Here is a 17,522-nt window from a genome sequence, read left to right on the forward strand (position 1 = left end):
TCAGCCGGCGATGCCGGCCCGGTAGGCGAAGGCGACCGCCTGGGCGCGATCGCGCAGCCCGGCCTTGGTGAACAGGTGGTTCACGTGGGTCTTCACGGTCGCCTCGCTGACCACCAGGGTGCGGGCGATCTCGGTGTTGGACAGCCCGGCGGCGATCAGCCGCAGCACCTCGATCTCGCGCGCGGTCAGGCCTTCGACCTCCTTGACGCGCCCGGGAGTGCCGCGGGTGGCGGCTTCGACCAGCCGCCGCTGCAGCTCGCCGTCCACTGTGGACTGGCCGGCGGCGGCCGAGCGCAGTGCCCGTGCGATGGCCTCGGCGTCGGCGTCCTTGGTGAGGAAGCCGCGGGCGCCGGCGCGCAACGCGGCCAGCAGCGATTCGTCGTCGGCGTAGGTGGTGAGGACGACGACCTCGGTGCCCGGGTGCTCGGCGCGGATGCGCTCGGTGGTCTCGACGCCGTCGCATCGCGGCATCCGCAGGTCCACCAGGACGACGTCGGGGTGGTGCTCGGCGACGAGGTCGAGCGCGGCCTGCCCGTCGGCCGCGGCGCCGACCACCTCGATGCCGGGCAGCAGCCCGAGCAGCGTGACCAGGCCCTCCCGGACCACCGCCTGGTCGTCGGCCAGCACGACGCGCAGCGTCACGCCGGCACGGTCAGGTGAATCCGCCATCCGTCCTCCCCCGGCCCGCTGTCCAGGCGCCCGTCGAGCAGTGCGACCCGTTCGCCCATCCCGCGCAAACCGTAGCCTGCCGCCGGCGCGTCCGGCGGGCGCCTGCCCTGCCGGTCGGCCACGGTCAGCTCCACCGACCCGTCGGTGTAGTCCAGCGTGACGTCCACTTCCGCCTGCGCCGCGTGCTTGCGGGTGTTGGCCAGCGCCTCCTGCACCGCGCGGACCAGCGCGGTGCCGACGGCCGGAGCGAGCTCGCGCGGCGTGCCTTCGACGCTGAGGTCGGCGCGGGCGCCGGTGTCCAACCGGTACGCGGCGAGGAGGTCCGCGATCGCGCGTTCGACCGGCACGGCGTCCTCGCGCAGGGCGGCCACGGCTTTGCGAGCCTCGGCGAGGCCTTCCGACGCCAGCCTCTGGGCCCGTTCGATCTGCGCGACGGTGTCCGGGCTCGCCCCGTCGCGCACCAGCATCAGCCGCGCGCCCTGCAGGTTCAGCGAGAGCCCGGCCAGCGAGTGCGCCAGGACGTCGTGCAGCTCGCGGGCGATGCGGGCGCGTTCGGCGAGGGCGGCCGCGCGCGCGTGCTCCTCGGTGGCCGTCCGGGCGCGGGCGAGGGCGAGCTCGGTCTGCTCGATCCGGGCCAGCCGGGTCCGCCGGTTGATGCCGAGCAGCACCACGATGGCGAGGATCGTGCACGACGGCAGGGCGCCTTCCCAGGCGTCGTGGTAGGCCGCCCAGAGCGCGATCGTGCCCAGGTCCAGCGCGACCGCGAGCACGACCGGGACGGTGCCCTGCCGCAGGACGACGAAGAAGGTGCAGCTGAACATCGTCACCGACGCCCAGCTGTTCGGCACCAGCGCCCACAGCAGGCCCGCGCAGAAGATCACGGTGAGGAGCAGCGCCGGCGGCAGGGTCCGTTCCCGGATGTCGTTGAGCCACAACAGCGGGACCGACAGGACGAGGGTGATCCCGATCAGGACCCACGCGAGCGTGTCCGCCCGGGGCATCGCGGCGAGCATCGGCACCGCGACGAACGCCCACCGCAACCAGGCCTGGGCCTGGGGGAACCGGGCTCGTCCGGTCGTCATTTCGCGGGCCTCCACGGGGTGCTTGTACGGAAAATGTACCGACGGAGGCTTCGCTTCGGGGTGTCAAGATGTCCCGTTTGTCAGGAGGTTCCCCCATGTCCAGGTTGCGACGGCTCGCCGTGTTCGCCGCCGCCGCGGCGCTGCCCGCGCTCGGCCTCACCCTCGCCGGCCAGGCGACCGCGTCGGCCGCACCCAACTTCCAGGTGCCGTTCAAGTGCGGGGTCACCGTGACCGCGGCGACGTTCAGCGGCCACAGCCCGGAGTACTCGGTCGACTTCCAGAAGGACGGCATCACCGGCATGCCGGTGCTCGCGGCGGCGTCCGGCACGGTGACGCGGGTGGCCGACGAGGGCAGCACGAGCTACGGCAAGTGGATCGAGGTCGACCACGGCAGCGGCTGGCGGACCCGGTACGCGCACCTCTCGGCGCAGGAGGTTTCGGTCGGGCAGTCGGTCGCCGGCGGCAAGGAGATCGGCAAGGCGGGCGCGACCGGCGGGGTCACCGGGCCGCACCTGCACTTCGAAGAGCGGCTCGACGGCGTGGTGCAGAAGGCGAAGCTGAACGGCGTCGCCGTGCCGTACTACGGCCACACGAGCTTCACGAGCAAGAACAACTGCGGTGGCAACCCGTACTCCGCCGAAGAGGTCTGCGGCGACGGCTTCTCCGTCGTCGACCAGCAGGCGCTGGCGAACTCGTCGGGCACGGCCTACCTGCTGTACAACGCTTCCACCAAGGCGAACTGCGTGACCACGCTCAAGGCCACCTCGCTCGGCACGGCCAGCCCGGTTTCGGCCTTCCTCGAGGTCCAGGGGGCGGCGCGGGTGACCGATTCCGGCAGCTTCACCTACTACGCCGGGCCGGTGAAGAAGACCGCCGATTCCACCTGCGTCAAGTGGGGCGGTTCGGTGGGCAGCAACACCTATGAAAGCGGTTTCGAGCACTGCGGCTGAGCCGAGCCGGTCGGTGGGGCCGGGCAGCATAGCCCGCCCCACCGACAAAACCGCCCCGCCCGGCCGCCGCCGGGCGGGATTCGTCCACATCGGCCGCACCTGTCCACAGATTTGCCGCCATCGCCCCATCCGGGCTCGTCTTGCCCCACGGTGGAGGCATGACCACTGCCACCCCCGCCGGCCGTTCGCCGGTCGACCTCCGAAACCCCGCGCAGCTGCTGGCCGCGCTCCCGTACCTGATCGGGTTCCGGCCCGAGAATTCCGTCCTCCTGCTGGGGCACCGGGCGCCCGCGGGCAACCGGCTGGGCCTGGTGCTGCGCGGCGATTTGCCGCGCCGCGAAGACAGGGCCCGCCAAGCGCGGGCCCTCGCGCCGAAGCTCGCCGAGGAACCGCACACGGGCGTGACGCTGGTGATCGTCGGCGGACGCCGAAGATCCGGCGGCCCGCCACCCCACGCGGGCTTCGTCGAAAAGCTTTCGGCGGCGCTGGCCGAGTTCGGCTTGCCGGTGCTGCATGCGATATGGGCGGCCGACATCGCGGCGGGCGCACCGTGGGGCTGTTACGCCGACGCCGACTGCGGCGGCGAGCTGCCGGACCCCCGAGCGACGGTGGCGGCCGCGGTCGCCACGGAAGGCGGCGCGGTGTTCTTCGGCAGCCGCGACGAACTGGCGGCGCTGCTCGCCCCGCGGTCACCGGAAGCAGTCGCCCGCCGGGCGGATTTGTTGGCGCGGCAATCAGAACTCCCGTGGCCCGAAGCGACCCGGTTCGCCGACGCGGCTTCGGAAATCCGGGCGGCCTTCGACCGCCGGCGCCGCGACGAGGGGCCGCCGACCGACGAGGAAGCCGTCCTCCTGGCGCAGGCGCTGAAGCTGCCCGAGATTCGTGACGAGTGCCTCGGAATGGCCGTCCCACCCGGCACCCCGGTGGCGCGCGCGGCCGAGCGGCTGTGGCTCACGCTGGTCCGCGAGCTCCCGGCCCCCGAACGCGCGGAAGCGGCGGCGCTCCTGGGATACACGGCCTACATGCGCGGCGACGGCACGTTCGCGGGCATGGCGCTGGAGAACGCGCTGGACGCGAACCCGGGCCACGTCCTGGCCGGGCTGTTGAGAACGGTGCTGCGCCTGGGTTTCCCACCGGAGCGGCTCCTCGGCCTGGCGATGGCCGCGGACCCGACCGGCGTGGCCGGCTTCGGCCTGGCCCCACCCGACGTCGATATGAGGCGGGCCGGGTGACCTGCGGGGTCTCGCTGTGGTGTCGCGAAAGGACGGTTCTCGATGAGCGTCGGCAGGCCGCGAAGGCCCACCCGCGCTTTCCGGCTCAGTCCTGGGGCGCGCGTCGGGCCCGGGTGAATTCCCAGGCGTCGCGCACGATTCCCGTCAGTTCGGTGCGTTCCGGCTTCCAGCCGAGTTCTTCGCGGGCCCGGTCGCTGGCCGCCACGAGTACCGACGGGTCGCCCGCGCGGCGCGGGGCCACCGCGGCCGGCACCGGGTGGCCGGTGACCTCACGGCAGGCCTCGATCACCTCGAGAACCGAGAACCCGGTGCCGTTGCCCAGGTTGTAGATGCGGTGCGTGCCGGCGGTGGCGTGCTTGAGCGCCAGCAGGTGCGCGTCCGCGAGGTCGACGACGTGGATGTAGTCGCGGACCGCGGTGTGGTCCGGCGTCGGGTAGTCGTCGCCGAAGATCCGGATGTGCTCGCGGTCGCCCGAGGCGACCTGGAGAACGAGAGGGATGAGATGGGTTTCCGTGGCGTGACGCTCGCCGAAGGTGCCGTAGGCGCCGGCGACGTTGAAGTAGCGCAGGCTCACCGCGGCCAGGCCGTGGGCGCCGGCGAAGCTGGTGATCGCGTGGTCGATGGCGAGCTTCGTGGCGCCGTAGGTGTTGGTCGGCCGGGTCGGCGCCGACTCCGGGATCGGCGACTGCTCCGGCTCGCCGTAGGTCGCCGCGGTCGAGGAGAACACCAGCCGTGGCGTGCCGTGCTCCTGCATGGCTTCCAGCAGCCGCAACGACGTGACGACGTTGCCTTCCCAGTACTTCGCCGGATCCGTCATCGACTCGCCGACCAGCGACTTGGCCGCGAAGTGCAGCACGCCGTCGAAGCCCTCGCGCAGCAGGCTGCCCGCCACCTCGGCGGCGTCGCCCTCGATGAACCGCGCGTCGGGGTGGACGGCGTCGGCGTGCCCGGTGGACAGGTCGTCGACCACCGTGACCTGGTGCCCGGCTTCGACCAGCCGGGCGGCGCAGACACTGCCGACGTACCCGGCTCCGCCCGTGACGACCAGCTTCAGGGCGTTGCTCCGCTCCGACACATCCAGGCCTTCCTGCCGAGGGTGACTGTGCCCCGCAGTGTTCCCCTTCGGCGACGCGCGGGTCCGCGCGGGGGTTGCCCCACGCGGACCCGCGCGGCGTCAGAGCTCGTCGCGGCCGGCGCCGCGGGAGGGCACCGCCGTGAACATCCGCGGCCGCCGGTAGCCGGCCTTCTCGTACGCCGCCTCGACGGCCGCCTTGACCCCGTCGAGGTCGGCGTCGCGGACCAGCGCGATCGCCGAGCCGCCGAAGCCGCCGCCGGTCATTCGCGAGCCCAGCGCGCCGGCCGCCCGCGCCGAGTCGACCGCGAGGTCCAGCTCGGCCGTGGAGATCCGGTAGTCGTCGCGCATGCTGACGTGCGAGGCGTCCAGGTACGGCCCGATGTCGGCCAGCCGGCCGGCGCGCAGCAGCTCGACCGTCTCGAGCACCCGCTGGTTCTCGGTGACGACGTGCCGCACCAGCGGCACCAGGTCATCCGGCAGCCGGTCGAGGGCTTCGGCGAGGCCGTCGACGGTGATGTCGCGCAGCGCCTTCACCCCGAGCAGCTCGGCGGCCCGCTCGGTGCCGCGGCGGCGCTCGCCGTACCCGCCCTCGGCGTGCGAGTGCTTGGTGCGGGTGTCCATGATCAGCACCTGCAGCCCGGCCTCGGCCAGGCCGAACGGCACCTGCTCCTGCTCGCCCGACCGCACGTCGAGGAACAGGACGTGGGACTCGGTGCAGCAGAGGGACGCGGTCTGGTCGAGCAGGCCGGTCGGCGCGCCGACGAAGTCGTTCTCCGAACGCTGCACCCACCGCGCGACCTGGGACCGGGCCGGGATGTCGTCGTGGCCGATCTCCCGGCCGGTCAGGCCGAGCAACGCCAGCGACACCGCGCACTCGAGCGCGTGGGAGGAGGACAGGCCCGCCCCCGACGGTACGTCCCCGGCGACGACCAGGTCGGCGCCGTTCGTGAAGCCCTGGTCGCGCAGCACCCAGGCGACGCCGGCCGGGTACGCGGCCCACCCGTCGACCGAGCCCGGCGCCAGGTCGGCGATCTTGAGCTCGCCGGAGCGCTGGATCTGGCCGTCGTCACCCAGGGTGGCCACGGACAGGATGCCGTCCTCGCGGGGCGACGCCGCCGCGGCCAAGCGGTGCGGCAGCGCGAAGGGCAGCACGAAGCCGTCGTTGTAGTCGGTGTGCTCGCCGATCAGGTTGACCCGGCCCGGTGCCGACCAGACCCCGGCCGGCTCGACGCCGTGGACCGTGCGGAACGCCGCCACGGCCTCCGAAGCGGGGCTCATCGGGCCTGCGCCAGGACGGCGTGCAGCGCGGAGCTGGCGACCTGGGCGGTGGTGTCCCCGCCGGTGACCTCGATGGTGCCGCCGTTGGCCTTGCCAACGGTGACCGTGCCGCCCGGCACGATGCCGACGGACTTGAGCTCGGTCATCAGCGACTCGTCCAGCTGGACGTGCTCGGCGATGCGCCGGATTTCGACGCGGCCGCCGCCGGTGCGGGCGAACTCGTCGAGCCGGACGAGGTCGGCTTCCGCGGGCGGGGCGGGATCGCCGTCGCCCAGCTTGTCGAGGCCGGGGATCGGGTTGCCGTAAGGGGAGGTGGTCGGGTGGTCGAGCAGCTTGACCAGCTTGCGCTCGACGGCCTCGCTCATCACGTGCTCCCACCGGCACGCCTCGTTGTGCACGTGCTCCCACTCGAGCCCGATCACGTCGACGAGGAGGCGCTCGGCCAGGCGGTGCTTGCGCATCACGGCGATGGCCAGCTCGCGGCCGTGGTCGGTCAGCTGGAGGTGCCGGTCGTCGGCGACCACGACCAGCCCGTCACGCTCCATCCGGGCGACGGTCTGGCTCACGGTCGGGCCGCTCTGCTGCAGGCGCTCGGCGATGCGGGCGCGCAGCGGAACGACACCCTCTTCTTCGAGCTCGTAGATCGTACGCAAGTACATCTCGGTGGTGTCGATGAGATCGTTCACGCTGTCCCCTTCGTCCGCGTTGCTCATCGTAGTCGTTGCCCCAGGCCGCGGCGGCGGGCGCCGGGATAACAACTCGCCGGTGGGGGATATGTCCGCACCCCGGCGCGGCCGGGTGCGCGGCCGCTGGAAGATGGGAGGCATGCGTCCGCTGATCAGCACCACCGACCTCGCCGCCGCGCTGGCCGGCCCGGCCGGGGACCGGCCCGTTGTCCTCGACGTCCGCTGGCGGCTCGCCGGCCCGCCCGGCGCCGAGTCCTACCGCGAGGGGCACGTGCCCGGCGCGGTGTTCACGGACCTCGACCGGGTGCTCGCCGGCGAGCCGGGCGACGGTGGCAGGCACCCGCTGCCCGACCCGGCCGGCCTGCAGCGCGACCTCCGCGCGGCGGGAGTGCGGGCGGGTGTGCCGGTGGTGGCCTACGACGACGCCGACGGCTCGGTGGCCGCCCGGGCGTGGTGGCTGCTGCGCTGGGCCGGCCACGAAGAGGTGGCGGTGCTCGACGGCGGTTACGCGGCGTGGACGGCCGGCGGCCACCCGGTGAGCACGGACGAGGTGCACCCGGAGCCGGGCGACATCACGGTCCGGCCGGGCGGGATGCCGGTCCTCGACGCGGACGAGGCGGCCGCGCTGGCCCGCGACGGCCTGCTGCTCGACGCCCGGGCGAACCCGCGCTACACGGGCGAGACCGAGCCGGTCGACCCGCGCGCGGGGCACATCCCGGGCGCGGTGAACGCCCCGTTCGCGGGACACACGGACGAGCGCGGCCGCTGGCGCACGCCGGAGCAGCTGGCGGCGAGGTTCGCGGACCTGGGCCTGCGCCCAGGTGAGCCGGTCGGCGCGTACTGCGGTTCCGGGGTGACGGCCAGTTCGGTGGTGCTGGCCCTGGAGCTGGCGGGCCACCCGGGCGCGGGACTGTACGCGGGCTCGTGGTCCCACTGGTCCCGCGACCCGGAGCGCCCGGCCGCGACGGGCACGCTCCCCGGCTGACCCGGGGCCGTCCCGCGGCCCGGCCGCCAACGGCGGTGGCGATGGGCACCCAGCCGGGCCTCCGGTGCGCCCGGCGGCGACGGGCACGCTCCCCGGCTGACCCGGGGCCGTCCCGCAGCCCGGCGGCCCAACGCCGGTGGCGTTGGGTACCCAGCCGGGCCACCGGCGCGGCCGAACCGGCACCGGCGGGACAAACCAGCCGCCGCCGGCCGGCTTCCGGCCGACCCGGCTCCGCCCCGCGCCGGAACCCGCGGGCACTCCGGCCGGGCCGGCCCTTTCCAGTCCACGGATTTCCGCGATCGGCACTAGAGTCGACCGCATGTCGCCGGCCGTCGTTTGGGACCGTGCCCTGCTGGGTTATGACCTCGGCGGGGAGCACCCGTTCAACCCCGTCCGGCTGGAGCTCACCGTCCGGCTGGCCACCGAGCTCGGCGTGCTCTCCGGCGTCGAACTGCTCGTCCCCACCAGTGCCGGGGACGAGGAGCTCCTCCGGGTCCACGCCCCCGAATACCTCGCCGCCGTGCGGGAGGCACCGCTCGTCGGGTGGGATGTCGGGCACGGGCTCGGGACCGCCGACAACCCCGTCTTCTCCGACATGCACGACGCCTCCGCGCTCGTCGTCGGCTCCACGCTGCTCGCCGCCCGGAAGGTCGCCGAAGGGGAGGCGACCCGGGCGGTCAACATCGCCGGGGGCCTGCACCACGCCATGCGGGACCAGGCGTCCGGCTTCTGCGTCTACAACGACTGCGCCGTCGCCATCTCGTGGCTGCTCGACCACGGCTTCGAGCGCATCGCCTACATCGACACCGACGTCCACCACGGCGACGGTGTCCAAGCCGCCTTCTACGACGACCCGCGCGTCCTCACCGTCTCCCTCCACCAGCACCCCTTCACGCTCTGGCCGGGCACCGGCTACTCCGCCGAGACCGGCCGCGGGAAGGCCGACGGCACCTCGGTCAACGTTCCCCTGCCGCCGCGCACCCGGGATCCCGGGTGGCTGCGGGCCTTCAACGCCGTCGTCCCCTCCCTGCTCGCCGACTTCGAACCGCAGCTGCTCTTCACGCAGTGCGGCGTCGACTCGCACGAAGAAGACCCCCTGGCCGACCTCTCCCTCAGCGTCGACGGGCACCGCACCATCTACGCCACCCTGCGCGAGCTCGCCGAGACCTACGCGGGCGGCAAGTGGATCGCCGTCGGCGGTGGGGGCTACCAGCTGATCCGGGTCGTTCCCCGATCCTGGACGCACCTGATCGCCACCGTCCTCGACCGGGACGTCGACCCCGCGACGCCGCTGCCGCCCGGCTGGGTTTCGAACGTGAGCAAGGCGGCCCCGCACGCCGAACTGCCGCAGAGCATGACCGACGACCGCGACACCGGGTTCAAGCCGTGGGGCGACGGCGAGGACGACCCGGTCGACATCGCCGTCCGGGACACGCGCCGCGCCGTCTTCCCCCTGCACGGCCTCGACCCGGACGATCCCAGGGACTGACCATGGCCGGACGGGACCCCTTCGACTACCCCCGCGACTGGGAGGCCGACGTCGTGCTGTCCGACGGCGGCACCGTCCACCTGCGCCCGATCGTGCCCACCGACGCCGACGGCCTCGTCGCCTTCCACGCGAAGCTCTCCGAGCGCACGCGCTACTTCCGCTACTTCGGCGCCTACCCCCGGATCCCGGAGAAGGACCTGAAGCGGTTCTCCACGGTCGACCACCACGACCGGGTCGCGTTCGCCGCCTTCCTGGGCGACGACATCGTCGCGGTCGGCCGGTACGAACGGCTCGACCACGGGCCGTCGGCGGAGGTCGCCTTCGTCGTCAGCGATGCCCACCAGGGCCGCGGGCTCGGCTCGATCCTCCTCGAACACCTCGCCGCGGCCGCGTCCGAATGCGGGCTGCGCCGGTTCGTCGCCGAGGTCCTCGCCGAGAACTCCGCCATGGTGCGGGTCTTCCGCGACGCCGGGTACCAGGTCAGCCGCGAGATCGAGGAAGGCGTGCTGCACCTGGAGTTCGACATCGACCCGACCGAGGAGTCCCTCGCCGTCGCGCGTTCGCGGGAGCAGGCGGCCGAGGCCCGCAGCGTGCACAACCTGCTGCACCCGTCCTCGGTCGCGGTGATCGGGGCGTCCACCGAGCCGGGCAAAGTCGGGCACGTCGCCTTCGTGAACCTGCTGGCCGCCGCGTTCACCGGCACCGTCTACCCGGTCAACCCGGAACACCGCTCGGTCCGCGGGGTCCGCGCGTACCCGTCGGTGCTGGACATCCCGGACCCGGTCGACCTGGCGCTGGTCGCGGTGCCCGCCGAAGCCGTCGAGTCCGTGTTGGACGCTTGCCTGGCCAAGGGCGTGAAGACGCTGCTGATCGTCTCCGGCGGGTTCGCCGAGGCGGGCGCGCACGGGCTGCACGCCGAGCTGCGGCTGGTCGGGGAGGCGCGGGCGCACGGCATGCGCGTGGTCGGCCCGAACGCCCTCGGCGTGCTGAACACCGCGCCCGGCATCCGGCTGAACGCCACGCTCGCGCCGCGGCTGCCCGGCCGCGGCCGCACCGGGTTCTTCTGCCAGTCCGGGGCGCTGGGCACGGCGATCCTCGCCGACGCCGAAGCCCGCGGCCTCGGCCTGTCGACGTTCGTCTCGGCCGGCAACCGCGCCGACGTCTCCGGCAACGACCTGCTGCAGTACTGGGAAACCGACCCGGACACCGATCTCGTGCTGCTGTACCTGGAGTCCTTCGGCAACCCGCGCAAGTTCGCGCGGCTGGCCCGCCGGCTGGCCCGCACGAAACCGATCGTCGCGGTGAAGTCCGGGCGGCACGCGGTCCGCCCGCAGCTGGCGGCGACGTCGACCGAGATCGACGAGGCCAGCGTCCAGGCGCTGTTCGAGCAGGCCGGCGTCGTGCGGGTGGAGTCGCTGGCGCAGCTGTTCGACACCGCGCTCGTGTTCGCCCACCAGCCGCTGCCCGCCGGGCCGCGGGTGGGCATCGTCGGCAACTCCAGCGCGATCGGGCTGCTGGCCGCCGACACCGCGCGGATGCAGGGGCTGCGGCTGGCGTCGGACCCGGTGGACGTCGGCCCGCAGGCGCCGCCGGAGGAGTTCGCCAAGGCGGTCCGCGAAGCCCTGACCTCGCCGGAGACCGACGCGCTGGTCGTCGTCTTCGCGCCGCCGGTGGCGATCCCCGGCACCGCGTACGCGCGCGCCCTGCGGGAGACCGTCGTGGAACTGGGACAGCGCAAGCCGATCGTCTCGACGTTCCTCGCCGCCGAAGGCGTGCCGGACGAGCTGGCCGTCCTGTCCGGCGAGGGCGTGCCGACGCGCGGGTCGATCCCGTCGTACCCCAGCCCGGAACGCGCGGTGAACGCCCTCGCCCGGGTGATCCGGTACGCGGCCTGGCGGCAGCGCCCGCAGGGCACGCTGGTGCGGCCGGCCGGGATCCACACCGAGCAGGCGCAGGGGCTGGTGCGCGAGCTGCTGGAATCCGAGAGCGGCAAGACGACGCTGCTGTCGGACGCCGACGTCGTGCGGCTGCTGGGCTGCTACGGCATCGACGTCGTCCCGTTCCGCATCGTGTCCACTGTGGACGACGCGGTCGCGGCGGCGGCCGAGCTGGGCTACCCGGTGACGCTCAAGGCGGTCGACGAACGGCTGCGCGGCCGTCCCGACCTGGCGGGGGTGCGGCTGGACCTGGCCTCCGAGGACGCCGTGCGCACCGCGTACGAGACGTTGCGCGAGGTCTCCGGCGACGACGAAGTCTACGTCCAGCGGATGGCCCCGAAGGGCCTGTCGTGCGTGATCGGGCTGCAGGACGACCCGTCGTTCGGCACGCTCGTGTCGTTCGGGCTGTCCGGGCTGGTCAGCACGCTGCTGGGCGACCGCGCCTACCGCGCGGTGCCGCTCACCGACGTCGACGCCGCGACCCTGCTGCGCGAGCCGCGGACGGCGCCGCTGCTCACCGGCTACCGCGGCGACGAGCCCGCCGACCTCGCCGCGCTGCAGGACACCGTGCTGCGCGTGGCCGCGCTCGCGGAGGACAACCCGGAGGTGCGCTCGCTGGTACTGGACCCGATCCTGGCGTCGCCGGCCGGTGTCTTCGTCGCCAACGCGCGCCTGGTGCTGGGGGCACCGCCGGCGCGGCCCGACACCGGTCCGCGCCGGCTGCGCGCGATCAACCCGCTGGACTGATCATGACGGCCCTGAACGAGGTCCTGGCCCGGCACATCGGCGACGTGCCGGGTGCGGTGGCGCTGGTGGCGCACGGCGAGCAGGTCGAAGCCGCGGCCGCCGGCTCGGCGGACGCCGAGGGCACCGTGCCGATGGCGCGGGACTCGCTGTTCCGCATCGCGTCGCTCACCAAGCCGATCACCGCGGCGGCGGTCCTGCTGCTCGTCGACGAGGGCGAGCTGGCGCCGGCCGACCCGGTCGCGCGGTGGCTACCGGAGCTGGCCTCGCCGGTGGTCGTGCGGACGCCGTCCGGGCCGGTCGACGACGTCGTGCCCGCGCGCCGCCCGATCACGGTGGAAGACCTGCTGACCTTCCGCTGCGGGTACGGCCTCGCGGCGGACATGACGCTGCCCGCGGTCGACCTGCTGCTCCAGGTCCTGGGCCACCCGGCCGCGGCACCCCGGGCGGTCGCGCCGGACGAGTGGCTCGCGGCGCTGGCACAGGTGCCGCTGCTGCACCAGCCGGGCGAGGCGTGGCTCTACGACACCGCCTCGGACCTGCAGGGCGTGCTGGTCGCGCGGGTGTCGGGCCGTCCGTTGCCGGAGTTCCTGGCGGAGCGGCTGTTCGAGCCGCTCGGCATGGCCGACACCGGGTTCACCGTGCCCACCGCGGCCCTGGGCCGGTTCACCAGCGCGTACCGCCGCGGCGAGGACGGGATCCGGCTGATCGACTCGCCGGAGGGCCGGTGGAGCGGCCCGCCGCCGTTCCCGTCCGGGGGCGGCGGGCTCGTCTCGACGGCGGACGACCTGCTCGCGTTCGCCCGGTTCCTGCTGGACGAAGGCACGGCGGGCGGCCACCGGCTGCTGACGCCGGAGTCGGTCCACCGGATGACCACCGACCACCTGACCCCGGCCCAGCGCGAAGCCGGGCGGCCGTTCCTGCACGGCCAGGGCTGGGGCTACGGCGGCTCGGTCGACGTCGACCCGAAGGAACCCTGGGAGGTGCCCGGCCGCTACGGCTGGATCGGCGGCGCGGGCACGGCCTGGCACCTGGTCCCGTCGACGGGCACGGTCACGATCCTGCTGACCCAGGTGGAGATGACCAGCCCGGACCCGACCCCGCTGATGCGCGACTTCTGGACCTACGCCGCAAAGCCGTGAAGGCCTCCTTACCGGCCATAAGAGCCGGTAAGGAGGCCTTCACGGACTTCGCCTAGCCGGTGGCCAGGAGGGTGCCCAGGTCGAGGAGCTGGGAAGTCGCCGAGCCGAGCTGGAACTCCAGGCGTTTCGCCGCCGCGAAGTAGCGGTGGACGACGTGGTCGACGTCGATGCCGACGCCGCCGTGGACGTGGACCGTCGTGTGGGCCACCCGGTGGCCCGCCTCGGCCGCCCAGAACTTGGCCGTCGCGACGGCTTCCGCGGCCGGGAGGCCCGACGCCAGCCGCCACGCCGCCTGCAGCGTCGTCAACCGGACCGCTTCGACGTCGAGGTAGGCGTCCGCCAGCCGCTGGCGCACCGCCTGGAACCCGCCGATGACGTGGTCGAACTGCTTCCGCTCGGCCGCATACGCGGCCGTCAGCTCGAGAGAACGCTCGACCACGCCGAGCTGCTGAGCGCACACGCCGACCGTGCCGCGCAGGCGCAGCCACTCGCCGATGTCGCCGAGCGAGACCCCGGGAACGTCCGACAGTTCCAGGAGACAGGCGTCCGCGTGGTCGGTCGTCTGCTGCGGCCGCACCGACACACCGGACGCGGAAGCGTCGATCAGGAACGTCTCGCCCGGGGTGGCCACCAGGAAGCCGTGGGCGAACGCGCCGGACGCCACCGCGGACCGGGCGCCCGACACCCGGCCGTCCGAGGCGGTGAACCCGGACAGCGCCACCGCGAGAACACGTTCTCCCCGCAACACCGGGAGCACCCAGCGGTCCACCAGCTGCGGTGTCCCGAACTCGGCCAGCGCCGACGCCGCCATGGTGATCGACGGGAGGTACGGGACCGCCGCCACCGCGCGGCCGATCTCGGTCAGCACCGCGCACTGCTCCAGCAGCCCGAACCCGCCGCCGCCGAGTGACGACGGCAGGCCCGCGTCGAGCACGCCCGCCTGGCCGAGCGCCGTCCACGAGGGCGCGTCGAAGCCGCCGGTGCCGTGCGGGGTGTGGGTCACCTTGTCGGCGAGGATCCGCCGGGTCAGCGCGGCGAGGTCGGCCGAGGCCTCGGAAGGGGTGAAGTCCATTGCGACGCTCCTAGCGCGTGACGGGCAGGCCGAGGGCGGTGGCGGCGATCATGTCCCGCTGGATCTCGTTGGTGCCGCCGCCGAAGGTGAGGATCAGCGCCGACCGGTGCAGCCGCTCGATCCGCCCGGCCAGCAGCGCGCCCGGCGAGCCTTCGCGGACGACGGCGGCCGCGCCGAGCACCTCCATCAGCAGCCGGTAGGCCTCGATCGCGAACTCCGTGCCGAACACCTTCGTCGCCGACGCCTCCGCCGGGCCGAGCTCGCTCGCCGCGGCCGCCCAGGCGATCCGCCAGTTCCGCAGCTTCAGGTACTCCGCGCCCGCGTGCACCCGCGCGAGGTTCACCCGCACCCACTCGTGGTCGATGGCGCCGGTCTCCTTCGCCCACGCCAGCACGTCGGCGAGGGCCTTGCGGATCGGCGCCGACGACGTCAGCGCGACGCGCTCGTGGTTGAGCTGGTTGGTGATCAGCGGCCAGCCCGCGTTCTCCTCGGCGACGCGCGCCGACACCGGCACGCGCACGCCGTCGTAGTAGGTCGCGCTCGTCCCGGCGCCCGCGACGGTGTGCACCTTGGTCCACGAAAACCCGTCCGCGGACGTCGGCACGATGAGGATCGACAGCCCGCGGTGCTTCTTCGCGTCCGGATCGGTCCGCACCGCGAGCCAGACGTAGTCGGCGTACTCGATCAGGCTGGTCCACATCTTCTGGCCGGTGACGACGTACTCGTCGCCGTCGCGCTCGGCGCGCGTCCGCAGCGACGCCAGGTCGGTGCCGGCCTCCGGCTCGGAGTAGCCGATCGAGAAGTGCAGCTCGCCGGCGGCGATCTTCGGCAGGTAGAACGCCTTCTGTTCTTCGGTGCCGTAGCGCATGATGGTCGGCCCGACGGTGTTCACCGTGAGGAACGGGACCGGCACCCCGGCGACGGCCGCCTCGTCGGTGAAGATGAGCTGGTCGAGCATCGACCGGTCCTGCCCGCCGTACTCCTTCGGCCAGCCCAGCGCGAGCCAGCCGTCCTTGCCCAGCTGCCGCACGATCTCCTTGTACGCCACGCCGTCGCCGTACTCGCCGCCGCCGGAGCGGAGGCCCGCACGCCGTTCGGGCGTCATCAGTTCGGCGAAGTACTCCCGAAGCTCGGCCGCCAGGGCCTGTTGCTCCGGCGTGTAGTCGATCCGCACCCGTCACCTCGATCCGGCGTTACACTAGAACCTGTTCTAGTTGTACCAGGACTCACGTGGCGGAGGAAGCATGGAGATCGGGGTCGACCGTCAGCTCTGCGAGGCGAACGCGGTGTGCGTGGGGTTCGCGCCGGACATCTTCGACCTGGACGACGACGAAGAACTCGTCATCCGGCCCGGCGCGGTGCCGGACGACCAGGTAGAACGCGTTTCTGACGCGATCAAAGGCTGTCCGAAGAACGCCCTGTTCACCATTGGTTAGCGGTGTTCACTCAGAGGGTTGCCTCGAACGAGAACAGATTCTACTGTAGGCCAGATCCAGGACTCGACGAGGAGGTCCCGCGGTGAGCCTGACCGGCAGGACAGCGATCGTAACCGGCGCGGCCGCCGGGCTGGGGCGGGCCGAAGCGCTCGCGCTCGCCGCGCGGGGCGCCACCGTCGTCGTCAACGACATCAGCGAGCCGAAGGACGTCGTCGACGAGATCGAGACGGCGGGCGGCAAGGCCGTCGCGGTCGCCGGTGACGTCGGGGAGCGGGCCACGGCCGACGCGCTCGTCCGGGCCGCGCTCGACCTCGGCGGGCTCGACATCGTGGTCAACAACGCCGGCGTGGTGCGCGACCGCATGCTGTTCTCGATGTCCGACGACGAGTGGGACACCGTGCTCCGCGTCCACCTGCGCGGGCACTTCCTGTTGTCCCGCAACGCCGCCAAGTACTGGCGTGACAAGTCCAAAGCGGACGGGAAGCCGGTTTACGGGCGGCTCGTCAACACCGCGTCGGAGGCGTTCCTCTTCGGTTCCCCCGGCCAGCCCAACTACGCCGCGGCGAAGGCGGGGATCGCCGCACTCACCGTGTCGGCCGCCCGCGGCCTGGCCAAGTACGGCGTCCGCGCCAACGCGATCTGCCCGCGCGCGCGGACGGCGATGACCGAGGGCGTGTTCGGTGCCGCCCCTGAGAACGCTACAGCCGGCACCGATCCCCTTTCGGTCGACCACGTCGCCCCGTTCGTCGCCTACCTCGCTTCGCCCGCGGCCGAGCACGTCAACGGCCAGGTGTTCGTGGTGCACGGCGGCCAGGTCGCCCTCGTCGAGCCGCCGCGGATCGAGCGGCACTGGGCGCTCGACGAGCTCGAAACCACCGTGAGCGCGTTCTTCGCCGAACGCGATCCCGCACGGATGTTCGCCGTCACCGAGAACCTGGAGGAGTCGTGAGGCTGGACGGGAAGATCGCCCTGATCACCGGGGCTGCCCGCGGGCAGGGCGAGGCCGCCGCCCGCGCGTTCGTCGCCGAGGGCGCGAAGGTGGTCATCGCCGACATCCTGGACGACGAGGGTAAGCAGCTGGCCGCCGAGCTCGGCGAGCAGGCCGTCTACCAGCACCTCGACGTCGGCGACGAGGACGGCTGGACGGCCGCGGTCGAGCGCGCCACCACCGAGTTCGGCGCCCCGAACGTGCTGGTCAACAACGCGGGGATCCTCCATTTCTCCGAGCTCGGCAAGACGACGCTGGCCGACTACGAGCGCGTCATCCGGGTGAACCAGATCGGGGCGTTTCTCGGCATGCGTTCGGTCGTTGAACCGATGACCGCCGCCGGCGGTGGCTCCATCGTCAACGTGTCCTCTGTGGAGGGACTGGCCGGGATGCCCTACCTCGTCGCGTACACCGCGAGCAAGTTCGCCATCCGCGGGATGACCAAGGTCGCGGCCATGGAGCTCGGCAAGAAGCACATCCGCGTCAACTCGGTGCACCCCGGCGCGATCGACACCAAGATGGTCGAGACCGCGGCGGGCGGGCAGAAAGTCGACATGTCGTACGTCGGGAAGAAGGTCGCGCTGCGGCGGGTCGGGCAGCCCGAGGACGTCGCGAAACTGGTGTTGTTCCTGGCCAGCGACGAGAGCGCGTACTGCACGGGAGCGGAGTTCATCGCGGACGGCGGGGCCACGGCGACGCACGCGCTCAATTTCTAGTAAACACTGCTAACGAAAACCGGCTACCGGGTGTGGAGAAG

Annotated in this window: 16 protein-coding genes; 9 read left to right on the top strand and 7 right to left on the bottom strand. The window is 73.0% G+C overall.

What is annotated here, in order from left to right:
* Positions 1–642: a response regulator transcription factor gene (locus AB0G28_RS34160; RefSeq protein WP_361098869.1), complete on the bottom strand. Its 642-nt coding sequence runs from the start codon at positions 640–642 to the stop codon at positions 1–3.
* On the bottom strand, positions 639–1,751 hold the full coding sequence (locus tag AB0G28_RS34165) for a histidine kinase (protein ID WP_361098755.1): 1,113 nt from the start codon (positions 1,749–1,751) through the stop codon (positions 639–641). The genes AB0G28_RS34160 and AB0G28_RS34165 overlap by 4 nt, the downstream gene beginning before the upstream one ends.
* Positions 1,752–1,846: 95 nt before the next feature.
* On the opposite strand from AB0G28_RS34165, the gene AB0G28_RS34170 reads away from it, so the two are divergent.
* Positions 1,847–2,701, top strand: coding sequence for a M23 family metallopeptidase (locus tag AB0G28_RS34170; RefSeq protein ID WP_361098758.1), 855 nt, complete (start codon positions 1,847–1,849; stop codon positions 2,699–2,701).
* Between the two features lie 158 nt (positions 2,702–2,859).
* The gene (locus tag AB0G28_RS34175; protein ID WP_361098761.1) at positions 2,860–3,933 is read left to right on the top strand and encodes a DUF4192 domain-containing protein; all 1,074 of its coding nucleotides are present in this window, start codon (positions 2,860–2,862) and stop codon (positions 3,931–3,933) included.
* Positions 3,934–4,018: 85 nt separating this feature from the next.
* Here the strand turns inward: AB0G28_RS34175 and galE are convergent, their stop codons facing one another.
* The 3 genes from galE to AB0G28_RS34190 all read right to left on the bottom strand — a co-directional run bounded on the left by galE (position 4,019) and on the right by AB0G28_RS34190 (position 6,999).
* Positions 4,019–5,008, bottom strand: coding sequence for a UDP-glucose 4-epimerase GalE (gene galE / locus AB0G28_RS34180; protein ID WP_361098764.1), 990 nt, complete (start codon positions 5,006–5,008; stop codon positions 4,019–4,021).
* Between the two features lie 99 nt (positions 5,009–5,107).
* A complete protein-coding gene (galK, locus tag AB0G28_RS34185; RefSeq protein ID WP_361098767.1) occupies positions 5,108–6,286 on the bottom strand; it encodes a galactokinase in 1,179 nt (392 codons plus the stop codon).
* Complete coding sequence (locus AB0G28_RS34190; RefSeq protein WP_020644897.1) at positions 6,283–6,999, bottom strand: metal-dependent transcriptional regulator; 717 nt, start codon at positions 6,997–6,999, stop codon at positions 6,283–6,285. The genes galK and AB0G28_RS34190 overlap by 4 nt, the downstream gene beginning before the upstream one ends.
* Before the next feature lie 112 nt (positions 7,000–7,111).
* Here AB0G28_RS34190 and AB0G28_RS34195 point away from each other — a divergent pair, with 112 nt between their 5' ends.
* The 4 genes from AB0G28_RS34195 to AB0G28_RS34210 all read left to right on the top strand — a co-directional run bounded on the left by AB0G28_RS34195 (position 7,112) and on the right by AB0G28_RS34210 (position 13,269).
* A complete protein-coding gene (locus AB0G28_RS34195; RefSeq protein ID WP_361098770.1) occupies positions 7,112–7,957 on the top strand; it encodes a sulfurtransferase in 846 nt (281 codons plus the stop codon).
* Positions 7,958–8,276: 319 nt separating this feature from the next.
* Positions 8,277–9,446, top strand: coding sequence for an acetoin utilization protein AcuC (locus AB0G28_RS34200; protein WP_361098773.1), 1,170 nt, complete (start codon positions 8,277–8,279; stop codon positions 9,444–9,446).
* A 2-nt stretch (positions 9,447–9,448) separates the two neighbouring features.
* Entirely contained in the window at positions 9,449–12,130 is a 2,682-nt protein-coding gene (locus tag AB0G28_RS34205) for a GNAT family N-acetyltransferase (protein WP_361098776.1), read from the top strand.
* A 2-nt stretch (positions 12,131–12,132) separates the two neighbouring features.
* Complete coding sequence (locus AB0G28_RS34210) at positions 12,133–13,269, top strand: serine hydrolase domain-containing protein (protein WP_361098780.1); 1,137 nt, start codon at positions 12,133–12,135, stop codon at positions 13,267–13,269.
* A gap of 52 nt (positions 13,270–13,321) precedes the next feature.
* Here AB0G28_RS34210 and AB0G28_RS34215 read toward each other — a convergent pair whose 3' ends face one another.
* Entirely contained in the window at positions 13,322–14,341 is a 1,020-nt protein-coding gene (locus AB0G28_RS34215; protein WP_361098783.1) for an acyl-CoA dehydrogenase, read from the bottom strand.
* Between the two features lie 10 nt (positions 14,342–14,351).
* On the bottom strand, positions 14,352–15,515 hold the full coding sequence (locus AB0G28_RS34220; protein ID WP_361098786.1) for an acyl-CoA dehydrogenase family protein: 1,164 nt from the start codon (positions 15,513–15,515) through the stop codon (positions 14,352–14,354).
* Between the two features lie 70 nt (positions 15,516–15,585).
* Here AB0G28_RS34220 and AB0G28_RS34225 point away from each other — a divergent pair, with 70 nt between their 5' ends.
* The 3 genes from AB0G28_RS34225 to AB0G28_RS34235 all read left to right on the top strand — a co-directional run bounded on the left by AB0G28_RS34225 (position 15,586) and on the right by AB0G28_RS34235 (position 17,481).
* The gene (locus AB0G28_RS34225) at positions 15,586–15,777 is read left to right on the top strand and encodes a ferredoxin (protein ID WP_361098789.1); all 192 of its coding nucleotides are present in this window, start codon (positions 15,586–15,588) and stop codon (positions 15,775–15,777) included.
* 82 nt (positions 15,778–15,859) lie between these two features.
* Positions 15,860–16,726, top strand: coding sequence for a 3-oxoacyl-ACP reductase (locus tag AB0G28_RS34230; RefSeq protein WP_361098792.1), 867 nt, complete (start codon positions 15,860–15,862; stop codon positions 16,724–16,726).
* Positions 16,723–17,481 (top strand): glucose 1-dehydrogenase, encoded by a 759-nt coding sequence (locus AB0G28_RS34235; RefSeq protein WP_361098795.1) that lies wholly within the window; start codon positions 16,723–16,725, stop codon positions 17,479–17,481. Before AB0G28_RS34230 ends, AB0G28_RS34235 begins: the two co-directional genes overlap by 4 nt.
* Positions 17,482–17,522 lie beyond the last annotated feature (41 nt).

This window comes from Amycolatopsis sp. NPDC021455 (assembly GCF_040640995.1).
Classification (GTDB): domain Bacteria; phylum Actinomycetota; class Actinomycetes; order Mycobacteriales; family Pseudonocardiaceae; genus Amycolatopsis.